The following is a 26,197-nucleotide window of genomic DNA, read 5'->3' on the forward strand; positions in this document are numbered from 1 at the left end:
CCGGCTGAACGCTGGTCGTTACCCTTTGCGTAACAGAATGATGACACATTGAGCCAGACCTACAGCTAGAAAAGGCAGGCACGAAAGTGCGGTTCGCGGTGATTCAAGGGTCCAAGGATTGGACCGATGCAAAGCCCTCAAGCTACGCTCCGGTTCGGGGCGTCGATGTCGAAGACGTTCACGCCGAGGCGCGTCGACGCCTCAAGGCGTTGAAGATCGACGAGTGGAAGATGCGAGAGTTCGTCACCGGCGTGTCGATCCCGGACGATATCCGCCATGTGGCTCTCCAGATCGAATTTGCGTCACAGGCGATTTCGCGCTTGTCCCCCATCCCATCGGATTATGCAGACGACATTTACTGGCCGCGCGTCTGGTAAAAGGAAAAAGGGAGCGGCGAGGCGCTCCCAAATGCAGAAATCCCGACCGATCAGGCTGCAATCGCCTTCTTGGCGCGCGGTGCGCGCTTGCGTGACGGGGACTTGATGGTTTTGGCGGCCTCGGCTGCCAGCTGCGAGGCGGCCTTGAACCAGTAAGCCTGATCCTGGCCCTCCGGTCGACCGTCGGCTTCCCACAGTTGATAGGCACGCTGCTGAATTTCTTCCTGCACGACACTCTCCATTGAACTCGAACCGTGCCGGAAGCCTCGCCCTATAAGGTTAAGGTCCTGTTACGGACTGCATCCCGCCGCCAAGGCCGCCTGCAAGTGCGGTCCAGTTGTCATCACTCACTTGGCGCTGCAGCAGGACGCGAAACTGGGCTTCCGGCATCGGGCGGCCGAAGTAATATCCTTGGGCCTCCGTGCAGTTGGCGCCGGCGATGATATCGAGCTGCGCCTTGGTTTCGACGCCCTCTGCCGTCGTCACCATGCGCAGATTGCGGCCAAGCGTGGCGATAGACTGGACGATCGAGAGGCTGTCCGGGCGCGATTCCAGCTCGCGGACGAAGCTCTGGTCAATCTTGAGTTTGTCGAAGGGGAAGCGCTGCAGATAGCTTAACGAGGAGTAGCCGGTGCCAAAATCGTCGAGCGCGATCGTCAGCCCTAGGGCGCGAAGCTGGTGCAATGCCTCGAGATTGACGGCGTTATTCTGTAACAACACGGATTCAGTTATCTCGAGCTCAAGCCGGCGCGGATTGAGCTCGCTCGTTGCGAGCACTGCTTTGACGATGTCGACGAGCCCAGGCTTTCTAAACTGAACAGGCGAGAGGTTGACTGAAACGCGAACATCCTCTGGCCAGCCCAGGGCATCGAGGCAGGCGCGTTGCAGCGCCCATTCTCCGAGCGTTTCGATTGCACCTGTCTCCTCGGCAAGCGGGATGAATTCTCCGGGCGAAATCATACCGTGGTCGGGATGAGTCCAGCGCATCAGTGCTTCGCCAGCCACGATCAAGCCAGTATCGAGACGTACGAGCGGCTGATAGTAAAGTTCGAACTGTCCGAGTTTTATGCCGCGGCGCAGGTCGGTTTCGAGATGACGTCTGTTCTGTAGCGCCTTTTCCATTTGCGGCGAGAAGAAGCGGAACGTGCCTGCGCCATCAGCCTTGGCACTATAAAGCGCAAGGTCAGCATTCTTCATCAACTGGTCGGTGTCGGTGCCATCAGTCGGCGCGAGGGCGATACCAACGCTGGTGCTGATGACGATCTCGTTGCCTTCGATGGAGTAGGGCCGTTCAATGCTATCGATCAGGCGCTGAGCGAGAGCTTGGGAATTATCGATGCTGTCTTCGCCGCCATAATGGAGCAACGCAAATTCGTCGCCTCCGAGCCGGGCGACGATATCGCGCGGCGAGGCTGTCTCGCGCAGGCGTTCCGCGACCTGGCGCAGAAGCGCATCGCCAATCGGGTGGCCGAGCGTATCGTTGACCTCCTTGAAGCGGTCGAGATCGAGGTACAGAACGGCAAAGCGTTCGTTACGGGTCAGGAGGCCACGGACCGCTTGCGCGATGTTCTCCCAAAACAAAAGACGGTTCGGCATGCCGGTCAGTGTGTCATGATGCGCCATGTGGACGACGCGACTTTGAGCACGATGACGCTCTGTCACATCCTCGAATGTGCAGACCCAGCCGCCTTCCGCCATCGGCTCCCGCGAAACCATCAGCACCGTGCCATCCGGCAGGCGATGTATGCGATTGTTGAGAAGCGCGATGTCGCTGCCACCGGTTGTCGGGGACGCGTCGCCAAGGCCATCGGCGAGGAGTTCATCGCCGATCAGATCGAAGATCGAGGTGCCCGGCGCCGCGGAGGCGTGGTCGAGCCTGAAAATTTCGAGGAAGCGCGGATTGCTGACGATCAAACGATGTTGGGCATCGAGCAGGCAGAGCCCAAGCGACATGGCTTCAAGGGCCGCATCGAACCGCGCATTCTGCGTTTCAAGATCACGCTCGTTTTCTTCGAGAACCCGATAGGCGCGGCCGAGAAGGCCGTTATGTATGACGAGCAGTGCGATCAGCGCGCAACCGCAGGCGATCATGCCCAGGGCAACATAGGTAAAAGCCCATTGGAGCGTGATCAGTCCCTGCCGATCGGCATCGATCCGGCCAACGTTCCAGACATTGGCATCAGTCGAGAGGCGGACGAGTTTGGGATAGACCGGCTCGAGGATGTCGATGATTTGGGGCGGGACGTTCGGATCCCAGAGTTGATCGAGCAATGGACGGGCGCGATTGAGCGCGGCTTCGACGTCATTGAGAATCTGCGCAATGCGAGGATCGGACTGGACGAACTTTTCGACCGACTGGCTGCGGAGTGTCTTGATCCGATTGACGACGATATCGAAGCGGAGCCGCACTTCGTCCGGGGTCACCTTGCCGTCGTTCAAGCCAAGCGCGCTGACACGGTGCTGTAGCCGAGCGAATTCGCTCGGCGCCTGCGCCACCATCCAGGTGACGTTGCCGAGACCGACGCTTTCAAGCGCCTGCTGCCGCTGGTAAACCAAAGCGCTGATGTAGACCGCCGAGGCTATGAAGCCCAGGATCACGACGGTCAGCGCTATTCGTAGGAACCGCATGGCGACGGCCGCATCCTGTGCTTCGCCGGCCTGCCCTGTCCCCGGGCAGGATCAGCCTATTGAACGGTGATTTGTTTGACCTGCCAGACGGCGCGCCCATAGTAGGGCTGGCCCTGTAGTACCGGATCGGAATCGAAGGGGTAAATGACGAAGAAAGGGCCTTGGTCGTCGACCGGCATGTAGTCGCCATTCCGCTTGACCGCGAGGATAGTTCCGAATTCGGCAAAGTCCGACGTGGGGATATCGACGCTATAGTCGTTGAGCGCGATGACGGTAACCGTTTTACCTGTGGCGTCTGCTTTTTCGAGCAGAGTTGCAAGCGGGACGCCTTCGAAGTCGATCAGACCTTCGTTCCATGGCGTATGGGTTTTGATCGACACTAGTCCCATCGCTTCGAGCTGATCTCGATCGAAAGTAACCGAGCCGGAAGGACTGGTAATCGTGACGGCCGGCACGTCCTGTGCGAAAGCGGGAGCGACGATGAGAGCCCCTGCTAGTAATAAGACGGAAGTTAGGACGCGCTTGGCAATCATTGGAGTGCTCCATTGTCGCCGTTACTTTGCACCTCTAATTCTTAAGTGGTGTTAACGCACTAGCCGATTATCGCAGGACACTTAACGTACGGTGAGCCGCGAAGATCGCATTTGTGCGAGAGCGTTGGCTAGAGGCTGGCATTTCGGGCGGCGGCACGGAACTCAAGTGGAGCCATATCCCGGCGACGGCGGAACACTTTGGCAAGATAATTGGCGTCGGAAAATCCAGTCGCCTGAGCAATTTCGGCGACGCGCATCTCCGTTGCGAGTAGCAGCCTTTCGGCTCGTTCCAAGCGCTTTTCCAGTACGAAATCGGACGGAGCGGAGCCCGTCGCGCTGGTAAAAATTCGAACGAAGTGGGCTCGGCTGAGATCCGCAACTGCGGCGAGCCGATCGACAGGAAGTGGCGCGGCTATATTGGTTTCAATATGAGCAACAACACGGCCAATGTTAGCGGGGATAAGATTGTCTGACACTTGCCGGCTGGCGAAGGCAGTGTCGTGGAGACATGCCATTGCAGCATAAGCGGAGGTTGATGCCCTGCCCGGGGATAGATTTAACTCAAGCATTTCCAGGCACGCCGCAGCGAGGCGATCGACCTGATCTGTGGTTGGCTCCAGCACAGGGCCAGCACTATCGAGAATTTCACGAGCCAGCCGCAAAGCCTCCCGGCCATTGAGCAGCAGCCAGAAATATTCCCATTCGCCGCCTCGCTCCAACCAATACCGGTGAGCGTGAGGAATGGTGATTATCATTGTTTTTCCGGGGGTTAGCCGGTATCGCGTCCCTGCATAATCGAGCCGGCCTTCGCCCAGCGTCGTGTGCTGGATGACGAGGAAGGGCGCCGTGCCGCGCTTGGTGCCATCCCAAGAATAGACTTCGTTTCGCCGTTGCTCATAGCCGGCGCTGACGCCCATGCAATGGAGTGGCGCGACGCTTCTGGGAAGAGCCAGGCTACGGACGTCGTGACCATGTTCGAGAAGCTGAGAAAGCACAAAATTACCCACGATGGCACAAGCTTTCTCTACACCACCGTCCGGCCAACAGCTAGCTAGTGGTAACATTACGTTACCGTTGAGCGGTGCACGGGAGGGAATATGTCATTCAAGGTTGCTGTGATCGGCGCTGGGTCGGTCGGCTTCACCAAAACGCTGATCTCGGACTTGTTGAAAGTGCCGGAATTCGTCAATTGCGAATTTGCGCTGACCGACATCAATCCGCACAACCTCGACATGGTCAAACAGATCATCGAGACGATCGTGTCGGTAAACAAATTGCCGGCCAAGGTGACGGCGACGACCGATCGCCGCGCGGCGCTGACTGGCGCGCGCTACATCATGTCCTGCGTTCGCGTCGGTGGGCTTGAAGCTTTTGCGACCGACATCTCCATTCCGCTCAAGTATGGTGTTGATCAGTGCGTGGGTGACACCATCTGTGCGGGTGGCATTCTTTATGGCCAACGCAATATTCCGGTGATCCTCGAGTTCTGCAAGGATATCCGCGAAGTCGCTGAGCCCGGCGCGCTGTTCCTCAACTATGCAAACCCGATGGCAATGAACACGTGGGCGGCCGACATGTATGGCGGCGTCAATGTGGTCGGCCTTTGCCACGGCGTGCAGCACGGGGCGCACCAGATCGCGCAGGTGCTTGGCGTTAGCGATGATGAGCTCGACTATGTCTGCTCGGGGATCAATCACCAGACCTGGTATATCGACATCCGTGCCAAGGGCCGGAAGATCGAGAAGGAAGAGCTGATCGAGGGCTTTGAGCTGCATCCGATCTATTCCAAGACGGAGAAGGTGCGCATCGACGTGCTGAAGCGGTTTGGCGTCTATTCGACGGAGTCGAACGGGCACCTTTCCGAATACCTGCCGTGGTACCGGAAGCGTCCGGACGAGATCAATCGCTGGATCGACATGAGCGACTGGATCCATGGCGAGACCGGCGGGTATCTGCGCTATTCGACCGAGCGCCGGAACTGGTTCGAGACCGACTTCCCGATGTTCAAGGAGCAGGCCAACAAGCCGCTTTCCGAACACAAGCGGACGAGCGAACACGCCAGCTATATCATCGAGGCTTTTGAAACCGGCCGCCCCTATCGTGGACACTTCAACCGCCGCAACAATGGCATCATCACCAACCTGCCTGACGATGCGATCATCGAAAGCCCGGGCTATGTCGACCGCTTCGGCATCAACATGATCGAGGGGATCACACTGCCGACGGCCTGTGCGGCGACGTGCTCGGTTTCGGTTTCGGTGCAGCGGCTTTCGGTCGAGGCAGCCATGACTGGCAATATCGATACGCTGAAACTCGCCGTGCTGCATGACCCGCTGGTCGGCGCCATCTGTACGCCGGACGAAGTCTGGGCGATGGTCGACGAGATGGTCGTCGCACAGGCAAAGTGGCTGCCGCAATATGCCGATGCCGTGCCGGCGGCCAAGGAGCGGATTGCCAAGTCGACGGTGAAAACCCGCGACTGGGAAGGCGCTGCGCGCAAGAAGGTTCGCTCGGTTGAAGAACTCCGCGAAATGAGCGGCGCGCACCACTGAGTTTTCGAGTTCGACGCGCCCTCCCAAGCGTCAAGTTGGCCCCGGCGAAAGCTGGGGTCATTTTTGTTTTCGGGAATAGCAGGATATACTATCGTGTCGCGAATGCACTCGCGATGCGATAGTATCTTGCAATGATCATGTCGTTTGGCAACGAAGCTGCGCAATCAGCATGGGAACGTCGCTTTCGGAAGGGCGTCCCCAATGACATCATGAAGGTTGCCAACCGCGAGCTTACCCAGCTGAACGCTGCGGTGGCGCTGGACGACTTGCGCATCCCGCCCGGCAATAGGCTTGAGAGTCTCGCAGGAGATCGGGTGGGCCAACATAGCATCCGGATCAACGATCAATGGCGGCTCTGTTTCGTCTGGCGGGACGGCAATGCCTTCGACGTGGAACTGGTGGATTATCACTGAGGTGGGAAATGGCTGACTTTAATCCGACACATCCCGGCGAGGTTTTGCTTGAGGATTTCATGAAGCCTCTGGGATTGACGCAATATGCCCTCGCCAAGGCTTTGGGTGTCACACAGATGCGTATTGGCGAAATCGTGCAAGGCAAGCGATCGGTTTCGCCCGATACGTCACTGCGACTGGCCCGCTATTTCGGTACCAGCGCCGAATTCTGGATGAACATGCAAGCGACCTATGACCTAGAGCGCGCGCGCGAGAAGTCGGAGGCGGCGATTGCTGATCAGGTATCGCCTCGCGCTACCTGATCCTTTGCTTCTCCAGACATTTATTCCGGTTTTCACAGGAGTGCTTGCCGCCAGTCCTCCGGACAAATAGCCTTCTTGCAGGGGAGGACTAACGCATGGGAAAGCCAGCACATTTTGTCATTGTGGGTGGGGGGACGGCCGGGTGGATCGCGGCTTTTATCATTCAGGATGAGGCGCGGCGGCGCGGGTTTGATTTCAAGATTTCGGTGGTCGAGAGTTCGAAGGTGCCGACGGTTGGGGTGGGCGAGGCGACGACCGCAGCGTTTCGAGTGCTGCTGAAGCATTTTGGGATCGATGAGTTCGAATTTTTCCGCAAGACCGATGCCAGCTTTAAGCTCGGCATTCGGCACGAGGACTGGCGGCGGAAGGGTTTTACCTATTATGGGCCGATCGATGATCCGCATCAGGTGATCCAGGCGCCGCCGGGGGCGCCCTCGGACTATCTTAATGTCTATGCGGTGGCGGCGGGCAGGGCGGTGCAGGAGATGCATATGTTCCAGCCGCTGCTCGAGCAGAAAAAAGCGCCTTATGCGCGCAAGGCCGATGGCTCGCTGATTCCGCTCGGGCCTTTTCACTATGCCTTTCATTTCGACCAGGCGCTGGTCGGCAAGTTTTTTGCCAGCAAGTCCAAGGGTGTCGATAAGGTCGATGCACTGGTCGCCGGGGTTGAGCGGGATGGTGAGACCGGGCATATCACCGCTCTGGTCCTCGACGACAATTCGCGCCTAGAGGGCGATTTCTTCATCGATGCGACGGGCTTTCGCAAGCAGATCATCGTCAAGGCGCTGGAGGCGCCGTGGAAATCCTATGCGCACGAGCTTCCGGTCAATCGGGCACTGCCGTTCTGGATAGAGCTGAAGGACGGGGAGGAACTGGCCAATTACACGCGGGCCTGGGCGCAGAGTTCGGGTTGGATGTGGCAAATTCCGACACGGCAGCGCTATGGCTGCGGTTACGTCTATTCGGATGAGTTCCTGACGCCGGAGCAGGCGAAGGACGAAATCGAGCGCGTACTTGGACACGAGATTGAGGTCAGGAGCGATATCCGCTTTCAGATCGGGCGGCTCGAAAAAGCCTGGATCGGGAATTGCGTGGCGGTGGGGCTCTCATCAAGCTTTCTGGAGCCGCTTGAATCGACCTCGATCCACGGCACCATTGTGCAGATGATGCTGTTTGCGCAGCGGTACATGGATGAGCCAGGCAAGATCACCGACAATGCGCGGGACGATTACAATGCGCGAATAGGGCGGCAGGTCGATGATTTCCGGACTTTCGTCAACACGCACTATATGACCGAGCGGGATGACACGCCATTCTGGCGGGAAGTGCGGGCCAACCGCATTCATCCCGAAACGAAAGAGCGGTTGGCGCGCTGGCAAAAGCGGATGCCGCGGCAGGAGGATTTTCCGAATTATCTGGGCGGGCTCCCGCACATCGAAACGCAGCTCCATTATCCGGTGCTGAATGGATTGGGGCTACTGGACCAGAACCTGGCGCGCAAGGAAATGGAGGCCGACCCGAAACTTCGGCGCTTCGCCCAACAGACGTTCGACAGCCTTGTAAAGGAATATCGAGCGGCGGCCAGCCAAGCGCTGGGGCACCGGGAATTTCTCGACATCGTACAGGGCATAGCGTGAACGACTGGACGGCATTTGTGCTTGCGGTGCTGGGGCTGCTGGCAACGCCCGGACCCACGAACACGCTCATGGCCGCGAGCGGCGCGCAGCGCGGGGTACGGAATTCGCTGCATCTTCTGGCGGGCGAGCTTGGTGGTTATGCGATCGCCATCACGGTTTGGATCGAGATCGTCGGGGCGGTGGCTGCGCGGGAGCCGATGGTCGCGACTGTCGCCAAGCTCGTGGCGGCGGCTTTTCTTTATTGGTCGGCCTGGAAGCTCTGGCGCACTGCGGGGACTGCTGATCTCGGCCAGCGCGGCATTACGCTCAGCCGGGTTTTCGTGACTACGCTGCTCAATCCCAAGGCGCTGGTTTTTGCCTTCGCCATCTTCCCTCAACTTGGCTCCGTTGAACGCTTGCCCTACGACGCGGTCTTCGCGCTGCTCGTCATCGCCACGGCCATCGGCTGGATGATCCTGGGCGCCCTGGCGCAACGCGGCTCGGCTGGGCTCCTTACCTCGGCGCGAGTAGAGCAGATAACTGCGATGGCGCTCACGGTGTTTGCGACGGTGTTGATGGTGCAGACGCTTCAGAGTCTGAGTTGGGACTAGCCCGGAAGACCGCCGGACTTCAGTCCTTCCACACCGAGACAAAAGAAGGCATTGGAGTTTGCCGGAGCTTTGATCTCGCTCGCATCGCATGCTCGATCCAGCCCGGTACGCATTGACATCCACTCCAAACCGACCCAATTGAAACCCAACGATTTCCCGGAGTTTCCCATGGGCTTTAAGATGGGCATCGTCGGCCTGCCGAATGTCGGCAAGTCGACGCTTTTCAATGCGCTGACCCGTACCGCCGCCGCACAGGCGGCGAATTTCCCGTTTTGCACGATCGAGCCCAATGTCGGCGAAGTTTCGGTTCCGGACGCGCGGCTGGAAAAGCTCGCGGCAATCGGCAAATCGGCGACGATCCTGCCGGCGCGCATGAGCTTTGTGGATATCGCGGGCCTTGTGAAGGGCGCTTCGCAGGGCGAAGGACTGGGCAATCAGTTCCTCGCCAATATCCGCGAGACGGACGCGATCGCCTATGTGCTGCGTTGCTTTGAAGACCCCAATGTCATCCACGTGTCCAACCGCGTTGACCCGCTTGCCGACGCCGAGGTCGTCGAAACCGAGCTGATGCTCGCCGATCTCGAAAGCCTCGAAAAGCGTCGCGCTGGCGTCGAGAAGAAGGCCAAGGGCAACGATAAGGACGCCAAGCTGACGCTCGAGCTGATCGACCGCGCGCTCGTACTGCTGCGCGATGGCAAATCGGCGCGGTTCGTCAAGCGCGATCCGGAAGAGGAAAAGGCTTTCAACGAGCTCCAACTGCTGACGAGCAAGCCTGTCCTCTACGTCTGCAATGTCGACGAGGCTTCGGCGGCGACGGGCAATGCGCTTTCCAAGAAGGTCGAAGACTATGCCAAGGCGCATGACGCAGGCATGGTGATCATCTCGGCGGAGATCGAATCGCAGCTGGCGCAGTTGCCTGATGACGAGCAGGCCGAATATCTCTCTTCGCTCGGGCTCGATCAGCCGGGCCTCAATAGGTTGATCCGCGCCGCCTATGATCTTCTCAACCTCCAGACCTACTTCACCGTGGGCCCGAAGGAAACGCGCGCCTGGACGATCCACAAGGGCGACAAGGCTCCGCAGGCGGCAGGCGTGATCCACACCGACTTCGAGCGCGGGTTCATTCGTGCGCAGACGATTGGCTATGATGATTTCGTGACGCTGGGCGGCGAAGTGCCGGCCAAGGAAGCGGGTAAGGCGCGCGACGAAGGCAAGGAATATGTCGTCAAGGATGGCGACGTGATGCTGTTCAAGTTCAATACTTGAGGCTGCTGGAAACGATGAATTCGTTCGGACGCTGTATTAGCTTTGCCGCATCCGGTGTGGATGCGGCTGGCGATCTTGCAAGTCGGGCGCTCGGCTGGTAGGTCCAAGTTTGGCTGGTCTCGTAGCTCAGCAGGATAGAGCACCGGATTCCTAATCCGGGGGTCATGGGTTCGAATCCCGTCGAGATCACCAGCCAAATGTCCTCTTCCGGTCCTTTCATTCGCTATCCCGATCCGCGCTTCGGCGCCGTGGCGACCACCCAAACGGTCGACCCGGCACTGCGTGCTGTTGGCTCGCAGCTGGTGGCGGCGGCGGAGAGTGTTCAGGCTTATGGGCTGGCGGCTGTGCATGTCGGTGTGGTGGCGCCGATTGTCGTTGTCAGTGTGAGCGAACCGGATCGGCGGGATTATCGGGTGTTTTATAACCCTCGCGTGATCTCGGCGGGTTCGGAGACCGCGCTTGGGCGTGAGGGGTCTGTTTCCATGCCGGGGGTGGAGGTGGACATTGCCCGGGCAACGGGCGTGGTCGTGGGCTTTGACGACGAGAACGGGCAGGGGCGGGAGGTGGCGCTGACCGGCTTTGTGGCCCGGGTGGCGCAGCACGAGATCGACCAGGTCAATGGCATCTTCTTTCTCGACCGTCTATCGCGGCTCAAGCGCGAGGCGGCATTGCGGCGTTTTGCTAAACTTGAGCGCCGTTCGGGTTGATCCTTGGCCCCTCGTTCGCTACATGGGGCGCTCAAACAAGGATAATGCAATGCGCACGGAAATCGAAAAGACCGTCGCCGAAATCGAGCAGGTTCTGACCCTGCTGAGGAGGCATCTTTGACTGGGATACAGCACAACTCCGTCTCGACGCGCTGACCGCGCAAACCGAATCTCCCGATTTCTGGAACGACCCGGAAAAGGCCCGCGTCACCATGCGCGAGCGCGATGAACTCGATGTGGCCGTGAAGGCTGTGCGCGAGCTCGAAACCGGGATTGCCGACAATGTCGAACTGATCGAGCTCGGCGAGGCCGAGGGCGACGCCGATATCGTGCGCGACGCCGAGAACGCGCTGCTTGAACTCAAGCAGACCGCGCGCCGCCAGCAGATCGAAACGCTGCTTTCGGGCGAAGTCGACAGCAACGACTGCTATGTCGAAATCCACTCCGGCGCTGGCGGCACCGAGAGCCAGGATTGGGCAAACATGCTTTTGCGCATGTATACCCGCTGGGCCGAGCGACGGAAGATGAAGGTCGAAGTGCTCGAAATGCACGACGGCGAAGAGGCCGGCATCAAATCGGCGACCATCCAGATCAAGGGCCACAATGCCTATGGCTGGCTCAAGACCGAAAGCGGCGTGCATCGCCTGGTGCGCATCAGCCCCTATGACTCGGCCGCGCGCCGGCATACGAGCTTTTCGAGCTGCTGGGTCTATCCGGTGATCGACGATTCCATCGAGATCGAAATCCGCGAGGCCGATCTCAAGGTCGATACCTATCGCGCCTCCGGCGCCGGTGGGCAGCACGTGAACACGACCGACTCCGCCATCCGCATCACCCACGTGCCCTCGGGCATCATCGTGGCGTGCCAGCAGGAGCGCAGCCAGCACAAGAACCGCGCAACGGCCATGGCCATGCTGAAATCCCGTCTCTACGAGATGGAACTGCAAAAGCGGGAAGAGGCGGCTAACGCCCAAGCTGCCAACAAGACCGATATCGGTTGGGGTCACCAGATCCGTTCGTATGTCTTGCAGCCCTACCAGATGGTCAAGGATCTGCGGACCGGGGTCGAAAGCGGGCAGCCTTCGGTGGTGCTCGACGGCGATCTCGACCAGTTCATGGAAGCGGCATTGGCGCAGCGGGTCGGCGTCGCAACGGACGTGGTCAGCGAATAATGCATTTTGGGAGGCTGCGGCCTCCCGATTTGTTTTTGCCTGAGGTCATTCCCTCACGGGTCTCAGCCCAGTAGCGCAACCAGCCGTTTACCGGCATCGAGGAATGCCTTGGGGTTGATCGCCTCGTCGGCCTTGCGAATTTCGAAGTGCAGGTGGGGGCCGGTCGAGCGGCCCGTCGAGCCGACTTTGGCGATCGGCGTGCCGGTGTTTACCGCCTGGCCTTCCTTGGCGAGGTAGCCGCTGAGGTGGGCATAGCGTGTGACGAGACCGCTGGCATGGGTTACCTCGACGACCATCCCATAACCCGAGCGTGTGCCAACATAGGTGACGACGCCGGCGGCAGCGCTGGTCACCACCGTGCCACTCGGGGCGGCGAAGTCCATGCCGGAATGAAAGGCGCGGGAGCCGGTGAAGGGGTCCTGGCGATTGCCGAAATTGGAGCTCTGGCGAAAGTTGCCGGAGATGGGCATGTGTACGGGCGCCGCATCAAGGCTCTCGCGCGCGGCCTTATAGCGGATCAGCGCAGACATCACCGCATTGGCGTCATCGAGCATGGGCGTGCCGTTGAGTTCATCGACCGCCGGTAGCAACGGACCACCGATGCCATCTTCGGTTTCTTCGGGCAGAGACACGGGAATCCCGAGCTTGCGCATTTCCGTGGCGATGCCGTCGGCGCGGGTTGTGGCGGCCTGGGCAATGCCGTGCATGGCCATCTGGGTTTCGCCCATCATCTGTTCAATGCTCAGGGCCGTCGCGTCAACATCGGGATTGCCGGTGAGCGCGGCGAGCGGCGCGACGTCGGGCGCGGGCGCTGGCGCTGGCGTCACGTCAACCGCAGCGATGCCGAGCGCGTCGGCCTTATCGACAAGGGCGCGCACCAGCTGGTGCTGCTCGAACAGCATTTCCTGCTGCTGGGCGAGATCCTGAAGCTGCAGATTGATATCGCCGGCCTGGGCAAAGCCGCGGGAATGGAGCCGGTCGATTTCGACACGCATCTGGGCGATACGGTCTTCATAGGCGCCGATGACTTCCTCGGTGCGGCCATTGAAGATGCGGGCGAGGTCGGGGGAGAGGTAGAGTGTCATGCCGGCGAACACATTGCCGGCGAACAGAATCGCGAACATGCCATAAAAAATTGCGGGGTGGATGCCGCGCATTGCTGGCTTTGCGTGCGTTTTCCGGCGCCCATTCCCCGCTTTACCGACCACAGCCACGCCCCCACATCGCTTACAAATAAGGTAAGCGGACTATGAGCTTGCATGGTTAAAAAAGCTGAAAGTCGGGGTTACGGATGTTGCCCTAGCACCTCGTCCAGCGCCGCAAGCATCTTTGCGGCATGGCCTTTGATACGCGTTGCCCGGACGATGCTGGCGACATTGCCAGTCGCGTCGATGATGAAGCTCGTTCGCACGAGGCCCATGAATTCTCGGCCATAGAGCTTCTTCATCTGCCATAGACCGAAAGCCCCTATCGCCTGGCGATCCGGATCTGCTGCGAGGGGGATCTTGAGGCCGTACTTGGCCCGGAACTTCCGATGCGACTCGAGATCCTGAGGCGAAATTCCGACCAGGGCGGCGCCGCGGGCAGAAAACTGCTCGGAAAGGTTCGAAAACTCAACGTTTTCATCGACGCAGCCACCGGAATCATCTTCAGGATAAAAGAACAGGACGACAGGCCGGCCACGCATCTGGGAGAGGGTGAAGATGCTGCCGTCGTCAAGGGGTAGGGAGAAGTCTGGCGCGGGCGCGCCGACGGTCAGTTGGGTCATGTTGGACTCGCTCTCGGATGGCGACTCAATAGTGGGTGTCGGCGCCACAATACAGCCGGTATCATTGGGCATTGCAGCCCACCGAAGTGAATGATTCTTTGGGGATTATGCTCTGGTGCGGGCGGCCACGACCTGGATAGATGTAAGCGAGTGACAGTTTCCGCAGACCAGTCCGCGCCACCGCCATCAGCTTCTCCTCCGGCGCGTCGGAAGCGGCGGATTTTGCGCTGGATATTGGGCCTCCCGCTCGCGTTTCTGGTCATCGTCTATCTCATACTTCTGATCACGCCGATCCGGCTGCCTTTTTCCGGCGAAACGGTTCGCGGAGTAGTGCAGTCTCTCTTGCCGCCAACGGCGAAGCTCGAAATGGGCGATTTGGCCATTGCCGTCGAAAACGGCGTGTGGCCGGTCATCCAGTTCTCGCCTGTGGTGCTCAACGATACCCAGACCGGCGCCCGGATCGCCATGGATGCGCTGGAGGTCGGGTTTTCACCGGTGCGTGCCTTGCTTGGCCAGCCCGGCGCGACGGTCACGGTCGTGCGGCCGCATCTGCAGCTGGTGCAGGACCTCTATGGCCCGCGGCTGGCGCGCATGGAAATTGTCGAGGATCCCGATGGCGGCGTGCCAACGCTGCGCGTTCTCGAAGGCGACCAGGCCTATTCGCCCGTCAATATCCGCGCCAACGGGGTCGAAGTGCCGACAGCCGGCGCCGCACTACGTTCGGACAACGATTGGCTGGTCTATAATTTCGAAGCGATGGAAGTCTCGCTCAATGACTTCGTCGAGCTGAGACAGCAGGGGCGGTTTTCAAAGCTCGTAGTGCGAGACGCAACGATCGACATGACCGATTCCGTTTATGGACTTTACCGGCGCTTCGAGAGTGCGAGCGTCGAGATCGGCGCGTCGGATGATGGCAAAGGCACATCGGGCTCGTTCTCAGCGCTGATCGGCGGACGAACGGTGACCGGCACCATCGAAAGAGTTGTGGAAGACAGCGGCGCCTCGCGGCTCAAGGTCGACGCGATCAATCTCGATTTTTCGGCCATGCTTCCATTCATCGACGATGCCACGAGCATGGCGGCGATGCGCGGGGCAGGGGCTGTATCGCTCGATCTTGGCTTCGACCCGGCAGGCGGCAAACTCGTCGATGGCACCTTTCGCATCGACTTGACCGGTATCGACCTGCGCATCGGCAAGGACTATTTCCCGGTCGCCAGCTCCATCATGGAAATCGACTGGAAGCCCGATGTCGGCCAGTTCGAACTGGCGGATTCGGCAATCCAGATCGGACAGAGCGAAGCGCGCATTTCGGGCACTTTCGCCCTGGGGCTCGATAAGGCCTATGGCCCGACGATCGGCATTTCGCTCCGGGCAACCGATGTTTCGCTGCACCCCAACGATATGGCCGCCCCCGAGCAGCCTTTTGAATCCATGGATTTTTCGGGTTGGTCAGCGCCGCTCTATGGCGCACTCGGCATAGACCGCTTTGTCGCCAAGAAAGGCGATGCCGTCATTGAGACGACTGGGCGGATGGACATGCTGCAGACTGGGCTCGGCACCGAAATGACGGTGGCGGGAAAAGGCGTCACCGCAGATGATATCAAGCGGATCTGGCCCTATTTCATGGGTGGGGAAAGTCGCGACTGGTTCGTCGCCAATGTTACGGAGGGCCACGTCGTCGACGGGCGGCTGGAGTTCAATTTCCCGGTCGGCTCGCTATCTGTCGACGGCAAGGCGGCCGCGACACTGCCGCCGGATGCCATGAACATCAATATCGTGGGCGAGGGCGTGACCATCAAAGCGACCGAACAGATGGATCCCATTCGCATCGAAGGGCTCACGCGGCTGCAGGTCAAAGGCACGACGACGACCATCTCGGGCGACGGCGGGCAGATCGAGACGGCGGACGGCACGATTGCCGTGCGGCGCCCGGCCATGATCTTCGATACGTCAGACCCGGCAAAGAGCATTTTCGAAGTTTCCGGCAACCTCGGCGCGCCGATACCGGCGCTGCTCGCTATCGCGAAACAGTTGCAGCCGGACGCCATCAACCAGGCCCAGTTGCCGCTCGATCTCAACAGCCTCGAAGGCAATATTGACCTGGGACTCGTTGCTACTATCGGGCTGCCCGAGGAAGACACCGGCGAGGCGATGGATGTCGATTACGTCGTGACGGGCTCGGTCGCCGATTTCGCCAGCTCGGCGCCAATCCAGGACCGCACCATCGGCAATGGCCAGCTCAGCTTCTCGGCGACGCAGGACGGATACCATCTCGGCGGCACGGCGGAGATCGATGGCATGGAAGCCGAGGTCACCGTGGATGGCACGCCGACGACCGACCCGACGCTGCGACTAGGCTCGACTGTCGATGTCGCCGATCTCGCCAAGCTTGGCTTCGACGCCTCGGAATTTCTTTCGGGACGGGTCAGGTTCATTGCCGAGCCCGCTGCCGACGGCACCATGAAGATGTCAGTCGACCTTGCCGATGCCGGGCTGACCATCAAGGACCTGGGCATCAAGAAATCGGCGGGCACGGCAGGAAGCCTGACGGCCAGCATCCGGCCGGAAGGCGACATCACGCATCTTGAAGATATTTCGCTCGGATTTGGCACTGTTCAGCTTGGCGGCAAGCTTGATTTCAGCGCCGAGAAGGGGCTCGTCTCAGCAGAATTCGATAGGGTGGCACTGAGCGAAGGCGACAACGCCCAAGTGAGCCTCAAGCCGATCGACGGTGGTTTCGATGTGCAGATCCGCGGCAAGCAACTGGACCTCAAGCCCGTTCTGAGCCGGTTCTTCAGCCTCGAAGAAGGCAGCGGCGGGGTTCAGAGCACGCAGATCGACGATGCAATCAACCTCAGCGTCAAGCTCGATCGCGCCATTGGCTATTATGCCACGACGGCCTTCAACGTCGACCTTGCGCTGAGCCTGCGTGGCACGGACATTCGCCGCGCGACGCTTTCGACCCAATTCAGCGAAGGCAATGCCGTTTCGATCACCACCAACCCGGCGCCGCGCGGACGCACCATGTCTGTGGCCTTCAATGATGCCGGGACGCTCCTGCGCTTTCTCGGCGTCTATTCCCAGCTTGCCGGGGGCAGCGGTAGCCTGGTTCTAACCACCGACCGCGACGCCGATGCGGAAGGCGGTCGGCTGCTCATGCATAATTTTGCGATCGTCGATGAGGCCAATGTGGCGCAGGTGCTGGGCAATCACTCCGATTCCCGCGCGGCGATCGCACGGAGCAACCGGCTCGATTTTGCGGCAGGCGAGGTGGACTTCATCCGCCGCAGCGATCGGGTCGAAGTGACGCGCGGCGTGCTTTCCGGGGACACCGTAGGGGGAACGATGCGCGGGTTTATCTATACCAGCAATCGCACCTACGACCTGACCGGCACCTATGTGCCGCTATTCGGGCTAAACAATGCGTTCCAGCAGATTCCGCTCCTCGGACCGTTGCTGGGCGGACGCGATGGCGAGGGGCTGGTCGGCGTGACCTTTGCCGTGCGTGGTCCGCTCGATAATCCGCAGTTCCAGATCAACCCGCTCTCGCTGCTGGTGCCCGGGGCGTTCCGCGAACTGTTCGAGTTCCGGGCGCGGGAATTGCCGCAGCAATAAAAAGGCGCCGCACAGATCTGCGACGCCTTTGAACTCAAATCCCATATCGTCTTCATTGCCGGGCTTGTCCCGGCAATCCATTTCGGGCCCACAGGGACCACCGGGACGAGCCCGGTGGTGACGATGGCTGGGAGGGTAATATGCTTCAGATCGGCTTGATCAACGCGTGGCGCTTCTTGCCGACCGAGAGTTTGATGACGCCTTCGTCGAGAAGGGCATTGTCGCCAAGGCTGAGCTTGTCGTCATCGACCGCTGCGTCGTTGACCTTGACGGCACCGGAAGCGACGTGGCGGCGGGCTTCGCCGTTAGATGCGGCGAGACCGGCCTTCACGAGCGCATTGAGGATGCCTATGCCGGAGGCGAGCTCGGCATGGGTGACCTCGGCCGTCGGGAGGGAGAGATCGATGGCGCCCGATTCGAAGGTCGCGAGCGCTGTGGCTGCAGCCTGGATGGCAGCATCGCGGCCATGGACGATGGCGGTGACTTCCGTCGCAAGGATCTTCTTGGCCTCGTTGATCTCGTTGCCGCCGAGTGCGCCGATGCGCTCGATTTCCGAGATCGGCAGGCGTGTAAAAATCTTGAGGAATTTCACGACGTCGGCGTCTTCGGTGTTGCGGAAATACTGCCAGAAATCATAGGGCGAAAAGAGATCGCCATTGAGCCAGACGGCGCCAGACGCCGACTTGCCCATCTTTTCGCCGGACGACTTGGTCAGGAGCGGCGTTGTCAGCGCATAGAGCTGCGGCCCGCCCATACGATGGCTGAGGTCGACACCGTTGATGATGTTGCCCCACTGGTCCGAACCACCCATTTGCAACACGGTGCCATAGCGCCGGTTGAGTTCGGTGAAATCGTAGCCCTGCATGATCATATAGTTGAATTCGAGGAAGCTCAGCGACTGCTCGCGATCGAGCCGCAGCTTTACCGAATCGAACGAGAGCATGCGATTGACCGAGAAATGGCGGCCGACATCGCGCAGGAACTCGATGTAATTGAGCTTCAGCAGCCAATCGGCATTGTTCACCATCATGGCGGGGTTGGAGCCGCCATAATTGAGGATGTTGCCGTAGACGCGCTTGATGCTCTCGATATTGGTTTCGATCTGCTCGACCGTAAGGAGCTTGCGCTGGTCGTCGCGGAAGGACGGATCGCCGACCATGGAGGTGCCGCCGCCCATCAGGCTGATCGCCTGGTGGCCCGTTTCCTGCAGCCAGTAGAGCATGGTGACGGTGATCAGATTGCCGATATGGATCGAAGTCGCCGTCGCGTCATAGCCGACATAGCCGGTGATCTTCTGCGACGAAGCGAGCTGATCGAGGCTTTCGGGATCGGAAATCTGGTGTATGAAGCCGCGCTCATCGAGGACGCGGAGGAAATCGGATTTGAATTTGGTCATTGGTGCGATCCAGGTGTCGCCCCTCTCACAGTGTCACCGCCACGGGGGCGAGACGATCGAATGAGAGGACGGCGGTAGGAGACGGAGGTCCCCGCTTTCGCGGGGATGACAACGCAGTGGGTAACCGCCTTCTTCTGCGCTCTAACTCAGCGCCCGCCGCCGTCCGCGATCTCCTGACGGCGACGGTCCAGATACTCGGCGCAGGCCGTCGTCAGTTCATCGATCTTGCCTTCGTAGAAGTGGTTGGCCCCTTCCACGATCTGCTGTTCGATGGTGATGCCCTTCTGGGTCTTGAGCTTGTCCACGAGCTTCTGGACCGATTGCGGCGGCGCCACGCGGTCCTTGTCGCCATGGATGATCAGCCCGGAAGACGGGCAGGGGGCGAGGAAGGAGAAGTCGTAGAGGTTTTCCGGCGGGGAAACCGAGATGAAGCCTTCGACCTCCGGACGGCGCATTAGAAGCTGCATGCCGATCCAGGCGCCGAAGGAGAAGCCGGCGATCCAGCAGCCGCGGGATTCGCGATTGATGATCTGCAGCCAATCGAGTGCCGCAGCGGCGTCCGAGAGTTCGCCGATGCCGTGATCGAAGACGCCCTGCGAACGCCCGACGCCGCGCGAGTTGAAGCGCAGCACGGAAAAGCCGCGTTCGGCGAACATGTAGAAGAGATTGTAGACGATCTGGTTGTTCATCGTCCCGCCGAACTGCGGGTGCGGATGCAAAACGATGGCGATCGGTGCGTTCGGTTCCTTGCCCGGCTGGTACCGGCCTTCGAGGCGCCCCTCGGGGCCATTGAAGATAACTTCAGGCATGGTGTTTTCTGGCCTTTTTCGGCTCTGTCACTAAGCTGATCCGACTGGTCATGAAATCGTCTGCGCCGCTTGACTAAGGACGGAGCGATCCCTAAAACATGGGTCGAAAAAACCAGTTTAGAATGGTTCGAAATTCGGTTTTGGCCGCGAGCGGCGGTGTTGAGCGCCCCTTGTAATGAAAGTGGGCGACAAATTTCAAGAAGTGTTTGGTTTGCGGGCCTTTCCATTGGCTCATTCCAGACATGCGGTTCTTTCGGGCAGTGGGCCCAAGAAGGCAGATGGCGAAAGAGAGCATCTATCTCGATCATAACGCCACCGCCCCGCTTCGTCCCGAAGCGCGCGCGGCGCTTCTGGCTGCGCTCGATCTGACGGGCAATCCATCTTCCGTTCATGCCCATGGCCGCAAGCAGCGCGATCTCATTGAAACCGGACGCGCTCAAGTCGCGCGCCTTGCTGGAGCCGAAACCCGCCAGGTTGTCTTTACCGGCTCGGCAACGGAAGCCTTGACTCAGGCTATCGTTGGGGGTGCGAAGGCCTTTTCGGCAGGCGCCGTTGCCATCAGCGCGGGGGAGCATGCTGCGGTCGCCAAGGCGGCCGAGGCCACGGGCCTGCCGGTGCACACCATCGGTCTTTTGCCGAACGGCTGCATTGATCTTGATCAACTTCGTGCCATGCTCGCACGGGCGGACGAAGACGGCACGACGCTGCTTGTCGCGGTCCACTGGGTAAATAATGAAACGGGCGTCGTCCAGCCGATCGGCGCCATCTCGGTGCTGGTCGGCCCGACGCGTCACACACTTGTGGTCGATGCCGTCCAGGCGCTAGGCAAGCTCGATCTGGAATTTGCTGCCTCGGCTGCCGATATGGTTGCAGTGAGTGGGCACAAGATCGGAGCTCCGGCTGGGATCGGCGCGCTCTTGGCCAAGGGTCATGCCGACACGGTTCGCCTAATCCCAGGCGGTGGCCAGGAGCAGGGGCGTCGCGGCGGTACGGAATCGGCGGCGCTGATTTCGGCCTTTGGCGCGGCAGCCGCGGCAGAGCGTATGGATATGCGCGCGCTAACGGCTTTGACCAAGCGCGTCGAGGACAGGCTCAAGGCGATGGCGCCTGATGTCGTTATCTTCGGTGACGGCGCTGATCGCGTCGGCAATGTCGTCAATTTCGCCGTACCGGGTGTTCGCAATGCGACGGCGATGATGGCGCTGGACCTCGCCGGACTCTCGGTGTCATCGGGTTCAGCGTGTTCTTCGGGCAAGGTCGGCGCGAGCCATGTGCTTCTTGCCATGGGCGTCTCGCGCGATCTCGCCGAATGCGCTTTGCGCGTCAGCTTTGGCTGGAATTCCACGCTGGCGGATGCCGATGCATTCCTTGCCGGTTTTGAAACAATTCTCGTTCGCCAGCGGCGCGCGGGGAAAGCGGCCTAGCCGCTAGATAGAGACTTCGTTCGCGGCGGCCTTGAACCGCCGATGGGCACAAAGGAGAAGCCTGATGGCGGACTACGATATTCCGACGCTCAAGGAAGAGATCGATCGCGAAACGGTTGAGCAGGTGCTCGCCCTCGACGTCGACAAATATAAGTATGGCTTCGAGTCCGATATCGAATCCGACGTGCTGCCGCCGGGCCTCACCGAAGAAACCGTTCGCTTCATCTCGGCCAAGAAGGAAGAGCCGGAATGGATGCTCGAGTGGCGCCTTGACGCTTTCCGCCGCTTCCAGACCCTCGAAGAGCCAACCTGGGCGAAGCTCCACTATCCCAAAATCGATCTGCAGGAAGTCAGCTTTTACGCTGCCCCCAAGTCGTTCAAGGGTCCGAAGAGCCTTGCCGATGTGGATCCGGAACTGCTCAAGACCTATGAGAAGCTCGGCATTCCACTTAAGGAACAGGCTATCCTTGCCGGTGTGGAAGGCGCAGCTGAATCCGTCGGTACCCCGTTTGGCGCCAATGTGGCCGTCGATGCTGTGTTCGACTCGGTCTCCGTCGTCACCACCTTCCGCGAAGAACTGGCAAAGGTCGGCATCATCTTCTGTTCGATCTCCGAAGCCGTGCGCGAGCATCCCGAGCTGGTGAAGAAATACCTCGGTTCGGTGGTTCCGGTTTCGGATAACTACTACGCCACGCTCAACTCCGCCGTCTTCACCGATGGGTCCTTCGTTTACATCCCCAAGGGCGTTCGCTGCCCGATGGAGCTGTCGACCTATTTCCGCATCAATGAAAAGAAAACCGGCCAGTTCGAGCGCACACTGATCATTGCCGACGATGACAGCTATGTCTCCTATCTCGAAGGCTGCACCGCGCCGTCGCGCGACGAGAACCAGCTGCATGCTGCCGTGGTCGAGCTGGTTGCTCTCGACAATGCAGAGATTAAATATTCGACCGTCCAGAACTGGTATCCAGGCGATAAGGACGGCAAGGGCGGCATCTACAACTTTGTCACCAAGCGTGGCGATTGCCGCGGCGTCAATTCGCACATTTCCTGGACCCAGGTCGAAACCGGTTCGGCCATCACCTGGAAATATCCGAGCTGCATCCTGCGCGGCGACGGTTCGCGCGGCGAGTTCTACTCCATCGCCATTTCGAACGGCTACCAGCAGGTCGATAGCGGCACCAAGATGATCCATCTCGGCAAGAACACGTCGAGCCGCATCATCTCCAAGGGTATCGCCGCCGGCTTCTCGGACAATACCTATCGTGGCCAAGTCTCGGCGCACGCCAAGGCCAAGAACGCCCGCAACTTCACCCAGTGCGACTCGCTGCTGATCGGCGACAAGTGCGGCGCCCACACGGTTCCCTACATCGAGAGCCGTAACGGAACCGCTGTCTTCGAGCACGAAGCGACGACGTCTAAAATTTCCGACGACCAGATGTTCTATTGCCTCCAGCGCGGCCTCAATGAGGAAGAAGCTGTGGCCCTGATCGTTAATGGCTTTGTCCGCGACGTGCTCCAGCACCTGCCGATGGAATTCATGGTCGAAACCCAGAAACTGATCTCGATCAGCCTCGAAGGCTCAGTCGGCTAACCCGTAACCAAAAACTCACCGGGCGGCGCCAACGGCGACCCCGGCTTTGGAGAAAACATATGACCACTCCCGTTCTTGAAATCCGCAACCTGCACGCTCGCATCGAGGAGCGCGAAATCCTCAAGGGGGTCAATCTTGTCATTCCGCAAGGCGAGGTTCACGCCATCATGGGCCGCAATGGCTCGGGCAAGTCGACGTTGAGCTATGTGCTCGCCGGCAAGGAAGACTATGAGGTGACCGAGGGCGAAATTCTGCTCAACGGTGTAAGCATCCTCGAGATGGAGCCGGACGAACGCGCCGCTGCCGGGCTGTTTCTCGCTTTCCAGTACCCTATCGAAATTCCGGGTGTTGCGACCATGACTTTCCTCAAGGCCGCCATCAACGCGCAGCGCAAGGCGCGCGGCGAGGGCGAACTTTCAACCCCGGATTTTATGCGCGCTGTCAAAGAAGCTGGTGCCCAGCTCAACGTTGACTCGGAAATGCTCAAGCGCCCGCTCAATGTCGGTTTCTCCGGCGGCGAAAAGAAACGCGCCGAAATTATGCAGATGGCGCTGCTGAAGCCATCGCTGGCCGTGCTCGACGAAACCGATTCCGGTCTCGACATCGACGCGCTGCAGGTCGTTTCCAAGGGCGTCAATGCGCTTCGCGATGGCAAGCGCTCAATGCTCGTCATCACGCACTACCAGCGCCTGCTCAACCACATCGTTCCCGATGTTGTGCACGTCTTCTCCGATGGCCGGATCGTCGAAAGTGGCGACAAGGACCTGGCGCTGCAGCTTGAAGCCAAGGGCTATGCTGACTACGACGGTCAGGCGGCGTAACCAACCATGCGCCCAGCTTTTCCAGTTCGTCTCGGCGCTGCCGAGGAAACCCTGATCGCCCAGCTCAAGGCTGCCGGCGCTGACCAGGTCGCCGAGCGTGTTACTGTGGCCGGCCTGCCGACCCGCCGCGTCGAGGCTTATCACTATACCGATCTCAAGACGCTGCTGCGGACAGTTCCGCCGCTGGCTCAGCCGGCCAATGAAGCGACGGGCACGGCGATCCGCGTACCAGGCGCCTATGCGCTTTCGATCGTCAACGGCGTCGTCCAGCACGCTGCGACTGCACCTGAAGGCGTCATCGTCGGCAAGACTCACGGCGGCGTGCTGACCCATCGCGACGATACGCTGGTCGGCATCAGCAATGGCCTGACCAAAGAGGCGCTGAGCCTCGATCTCAGGGGCACCATCGACCAGGTGATCCAGATCGACCATCGCATCGAGGGCGAGGCGGGCCATGTTGCCGACGCGACGAAGATTTTCGTTGCGGACGATAGCTCTGTCGTCATCCTCGAGACATTTTCGGGTTCGGATGCAGCCCATGTCGGCAACCATGCCAGCTATCTCGCGCTCGGCAAGAATGCCATCGTGACCCACGTCACGGTGGACCTTGGCAGCCGCGCGACCGCGCACTTCGCGACCAATGAATATCATCTGGCCGAGGGCGCTCAGCTCCGCACGCTGGTGGTTCATGCCGGTTCGGGCTTGGCGCGGACGCATCTCTTCCCGCGTATGGAAGGGGCGGGGGCACATGCCGATGTGACGGGGCTCAATCTCGTCTCAGAGGGCCAACACTCCGACATCACCATGGAAACAACGCATGCGGTGCCGCATACTTCGTCGCAGCCGCTGTTCAAGTCCATTACGCGTGGCCGCTCGAAGGCCGTGGTGCAGGGCAAGCTGATCGTTGCACGCGATGCGCAGAAGACAGATGCGAAATTCATGCATCAGGGTTTGATGCTGTCCGACGATGCGGAAATTCTCTCGAAGCCTGAACTGGAAATCTATGCCGACGACGTCGTTTGCGGCCATGGCTCGACCTGCGGCAAGCTCGATGAGGATAGCCTGTTCTACCTCCTCAGCCGCGGTATTCCCAAGGCCGAGGCGGAAACCATGTTGGTCCGCGGATTCATCGCCGAGCTGATCGACCCGATCGAAGATGAAGCGCTCAACGAGGCCTTGCAGGGCATCGTGGACGGATGGCTGCTGGGCCAGTGAGCCACGAGATGGCACCTCCCCCTCAATGGGGAGTGTCACGGGAGCCACCATATTGAGGCTGCCAGCCCCCCACCCTTGATCCCTCCCCACAAGGGGGAGGGTGACGACTGAAACATCGCGGTTCACTAGGACCAAAAAGATGACCCTCGACCTCGAAAAAGTGCGCGCCGATTTTCCGATCCTGTCGGAAGTCATCCATGGCCATCGCCTGGTCTATCTCGATAGCGGCGCATCGGCGCAGAAGCCGGTGCAGGTTTTGGAGCGGATGGACCATGCGTTCAGGCATGAATATGCCAATGTTCACCGTGGCTTGCACACGCTCGCCAATCGCGCGACCGAGGCCTATGAGGGCGGGCGCGCGGCTGTTCGCCGGTTTCTCAACGCCAGCCGGGTCGAAGAAATCATCTTCACGCGCTCCGCGACGGAAGCGATCAATCTTGTCGCCCAGTCCTTTGCCGGTCCGCGCATTGGCGCAGGGGATGAGATCGTCACGACGATCATGGAGCATCACTCCAATATCGTGCCCTGGCATTTCCATCGCGAGCGCAAGGGCGCGGTCATCAAATGGGTCGATGTCGGCGATGATGGCAGCTTCAGTCTCGATGCGTTCGAAGCGGCGCTGACGGACAGGACGCGTATCGTTGCGGTTACGCATATGTCGAATGTCCTCGGCACCGTGACGCCGATCAAGAGAATCGTCGAGATCGCTCATGCGCGTGGTATTCCTGTGCTGGTCGATGGTTCGCAGGGCGCGGTTCATACCAAAGTCGACGTTCAGGATCTCGGCGCCGATTTCTACATCATGACCGGCCACAAGCTCTATGGGCCGACTGGCATCGGCGTGCTTTATGGCCGCTACGATCTGCTCGCCGAAATGCAGCCCTATCAGGGCGGCGGCGAGATGATCGAGACGGTGACGCTCGAAGGTGTCACTTATAACCAGCCGCCGCATAGGTTCGAAGCCGGCACGCCGCCGATCGTCCAGGCCATCGGGCTTGGCGCGGCGCTGACCTATATGGAAGAGCTTGGGCGCGAAAATATCGCAGCGCATGAGCATGCCGTGGCTGAATATGCTCACGAAAAACTCAGCCGCATCAATTCGTTGCGCCTCATCGGCACTGCGCCCGGCAAGGGCGGGATATTCTCCTTCGAGATCGAAGGCGCCCATGCCCATGATGTCGCGACCATTCTCGACCGCTACGGCATCGCCGTCCGCGCCGGTACGCATTGCGCGCAGCCGCTGCTCAAACGGTTTGGCGTGACCTCTACCTGCCGGGCGTCCTTCGCCCTATATAACGGCAAAGACGATGTCGACGCGCTGGTCGATGGCATCGAGCGCGCCCGTAAATTTTTCGCCTGAGAGACTTTTAGATGAGCG

Annotated in this window: 23 protein-coding genes and 1 tRNA gene; 16 read left to right on the forward strand and 8 right to left on the reverse strand. The window is 60.1% G+C overall.

Features of this window, described 5'->3' with window-relative positions; translation table 11 throughout:
• Window positions 1-86: 86 nt before the first annotated feature.
• A complete protein-coding gene (locus VW35_RS14800; RefSeq protein WP_152662611.1) occupies window positions 87-377 on the forward strand; it encodes a hypothetical protein in 291 nt (96 codons plus the stop codon).
• A gap of 50 nt (window positions 378-427) precedes the next feature.
• Here VW35_RS14800 and VW35_RS14805 read toward each other — a convergent pair whose 3' ends face one another.
• The 4 genes from VW35_RS14805 to VW35_RS14820 form a co-directional block, all read right to left on the reverse strand.
• The gene (locus VW35_RS14805) at window positions 428-607 is read right to left on the reverse strand and encodes a DUF2934 domain-containing protein (protein ID WP_244465913.1); all 180 of its coding nucleotides are present in this window, start codon (window positions 605-607) and stop codon (window positions 428-430) included.
• A 49-nt stretch (window positions 608-656) separates the two neighbouring features.
• A complete protein-coding gene (locus VW35_RS14810; RefSeq protein ID WP_083982843.1) occupies window positions 657-3,005 on the reverse strand; it encodes a putative bifunctional diguanylate cyclase/phosphodiesterase in 2,349 nt (782 codons plus the stop codon).
• A 56-nt stretch (window positions 3,006-3,061) separates the two neighbouring features.
• Entirely contained in the window at window positions 3,062-3,538 is a 477-nt protein-coding gene (locus VW35_RS14815; RefSeq protein ID WP_046143871.1) for a putative pterin-binding protein, read from the reverse strand.
• Window positions 3,539-3,666: 128 nt separating this feature from the next.
• The gene (locus VW35_RS14820) at window positions 3,667-4,455 is read right to left on the reverse strand and encodes an AraC family transcriptional regulator (protein ID WP_052951765.1); all 789 of its coding nucleotides are present in this window, start codon (window positions 4,453-4,455) and stop codon (window positions 3,667-3,669) included.
• A gap of 180 nt (window positions 4,456-4,635) precedes the next feature.
• On the opposite strand from VW35_RS14820, the gene melA reads away from it, so the two are divergent.
• From melA to prfB, 9 genes are all read left to right on the forward strand, one after another.
• Window positions 4,636-6,090, forward strand: a complete 1,455-nt coding sequence (gene melA, locus VW35_RS14825) for an alpha-glucosidase/alpha-galactosidase (protein WP_046143873.1) — start codon at window positions 4,636-4,638, stop codon at window positions 6,088-6,090.
• Window positions 6,091-6,221: 131 nt separating this feature from the next.
• On the forward strand, window positions 6,222-6,503 hold the full coding sequence (locus VW35_RS14830; protein ID WP_046143874.1) for a type II toxin-antitoxin system RelE/ParE family toxin: 282 nt from the start codon (window positions 6,222-6,224) through the stop codon (window positions 6,501-6,503).
• An 8-nt stretch (window positions 6,504-6,511) separates the two neighbouring features.
• The gene (locus tag VW35_RS14835) at window positions 6,512-6,805 is read left to right on the forward strand and encodes a HigA family addiction module antitoxin (RefSeq protein ID WP_046143875.1); all 294 of its coding nucleotides are present in this window, start codon (window positions 6,512-6,514) and stop codon (window positions 6,803-6,805) included.
• 95 nt (window positions 6,806-6,900) lie between these two features.
• A complete protein-coding gene (locus VW35_RS14840) occupies window positions 6,901-8,442 on the forward strand; it encodes a tryptophan halogenase family protein (protein ID WP_046143876.1) in 1,542 nt (513 codons plus the stop codon).
• Entirely contained in the window at window positions 8,439-9,032 is a 594-nt protein-coding gene (locus VW35_RS14845; RefSeq protein WP_046143877.1) for a LysE family translocator, read from the forward strand. The genes VW35_RS14840 and VW35_RS14845 overlap by 4 nt, the downstream gene beginning before the upstream one ends.
• A gap of 168 nt (window positions 9,033-9,200) precedes the next feature.
• A complete protein-coding gene (gene ychF, locus VW35_RS14850; protein ID WP_046143878.1) occupies window positions 9,201-10,298 on the forward strand; it encodes a redox-regulated ATPase YchF in 1,098 nt (365 codons plus the stop codon).
• Window positions 10,299-10,413: 115 nt separating this feature from the next.
• Window positions 10,414-10,490, forward strand: a tRNA-Arg gene (locus tag VW35_RS14855).
• The gene (locus VW35_RS14860) at window positions 10,463-11,005 is read left to right on the forward strand and encodes a peptide deformylase (RefSeq protein ID WP_083982847.1); all 543 of its coding nucleotides are present in this window, start codon (window positions 10,463-10,465) and stop codon (window positions 11,003-11,005) included. The genes VW35_RS14855 and VW35_RS14860 overlap by 28 nt, the downstream gene beginning before the upstream one ends.
• Window positions 11,006-11,054: 49 nt before the next feature.
• A protein-coding gene (gene prfB, locus VW35_RS14865) for a peptide chain release factor 2 (RefSeq protein ID WP_200896902.1) occupies window positions 11,055-12,177 on the forward strand; the annotation gives its coding sequence in 2 pieces (ribosomal slippage) (window positions 11,055-11,123 and window positions 11,125-12,177; 1,122 coding nt in all).
• A 62-nt stretch (window positions 12,178-12,239) separates the two neighbouring features.
• Here the strand turns inward: prfB and VW35_RS20710 are convergent.
• Window positions 12,240-13,301: a M23 family metallopeptidase gene (locus VW35_RS20710; RefSeq protein WP_161796920.1), complete on the reverse strand. Its 1,062-nt coding sequence runs from the start codon at window positions 13,299-13,301 to the stop codon at window positions 12,240-12,242.
• A gap of 161 nt (window positions 13,302-13,462) precedes the next feature.
• Window positions 13,463-13,945, reverse strand: coding sequence for a peroxiredoxin (locus VW35_RS14875; protein ID WP_046143881.1), 483 nt, complete (start codon window positions 13,943-13,945; stop codon window positions 13,463-13,465).
• A 222-nt stretch (window positions 13,946-14,167) separates the two neighbouring features.
• On the opposite strand from VW35_RS14875, the gene VW35_RS14880 reads away from it, so the two are divergent.
• Complete coding sequence (locus VW35_RS14880; RefSeq protein ID WP_161796921.1) at window positions 14,168-17,560, forward strand: AsmA-like C-terminal domain-containing protein; 3,393 nt, start codon at window positions 14,168-14,170, stop codon at window positions 17,558-17,560.
• A 145-nt stretch (window positions 17,561-17,705) separates the two neighbouring features.
• Here the strand turns inward: VW35_RS14880 and tyrS are convergent, their stop codons facing one another.
• On the reverse strand, window positions 17,706-18,956 hold the full coding sequence (gene tyrS / locus VW35_RS14885) for a tyrosine--tRNA ligase (RefSeq protein WP_046143883.1): 1,251 nt from the start codon (window positions 18,954-18,956) through the stop codon (window positions 17,706-17,708).
• Between the two features lie 146 nt (window positions 18,957-19,102).
• A complete protein-coding gene (locus VW35_RS14890) occupies window positions 19,103-19,765 on the reverse strand; it encodes an alpha/beta hydrolase (RefSeq protein WP_046143884.1) in 663 nt (220 codons plus the stop codon).
• A 278-nt stretch (window positions 19,766-20,043) separates the two neighbouring features.
• Between VW35_RS14890 and VW35_RS14895 the strand changes: the two genes are divergently transcribed.
• The 5 genes from VW35_RS14895 to VW35_RS14915 all read left to right on the forward strand — a co-directional run bounded on the left by VW35_RS14895 (window position 20,044) and on the right by VW35_RS14915 (window position 26,179).
• Complete coding sequence (locus tag VW35_RS14895; RefSeq protein ID WP_046143885.1) at window positions 20,044-21,189, forward strand: cysteine desulfurase family protein; 1,146 nt, start codon at window positions 20,044-20,046, stop codon at window positions 21,187-21,189.
• A gap of 64 nt (window positions 21,190-21,253) precedes the next feature.
• Window positions 21,254-22,783, forward strand: coding sequence for a Fe-S cluster assembly protein SufB (sufB, locus tag VW35_RS14900; RefSeq protein WP_152662614.1), 1,530 nt, complete (start codon window positions 21,254-21,256; stop codon window positions 22,781-22,783).
• 59 nt (window positions 22,784-22,842) lie between these two features.
• Window positions 22,843-23,604 (forward strand): Fe-S cluster assembly ATPase SufC, encoded by a 762-nt coding sequence (gene sufC, locus VW35_RS14905; protein ID WP_046143886.1) that lies wholly within the window; start codon window positions 22,843-22,845, stop codon window positions 23,602-23,604.
• 6 nt (window positions 23,605-23,610) lie between these two features.
• Window positions 23,611-24,819, forward strand: coding sequence for a Fe-S cluster assembly protein SufD (sufD, locus tag VW35_RS14910; protein ID WP_046143887.1), 1,209 nt, complete (start codon window positions 23,611-23,613; stop codon window positions 24,817-24,819).
• Between the two features lie 139 nt (window positions 24,820-24,958).
• Complete coding sequence (locus tag VW35_RS14915) at window positions 24,959-26,179, forward strand: cysteine desulfurase (RefSeq protein ID WP_046143888.1); 1,221 nt, start codon at window positions 24,959-24,961, stop codon at window positions 26,177-26,179.
• Window positions 26,180-26,197: the final 18 nt, after the last annotated feature.

Origin of the sequence: Devosia soli, from assembly GCF_000970455.1 — a bacterium.
Lineage (GTDB): Bacteria > Pseudomonadota > Alphaproteobacteria > Rhizobiales > Devosiaceae > Devosia > Devosia soli.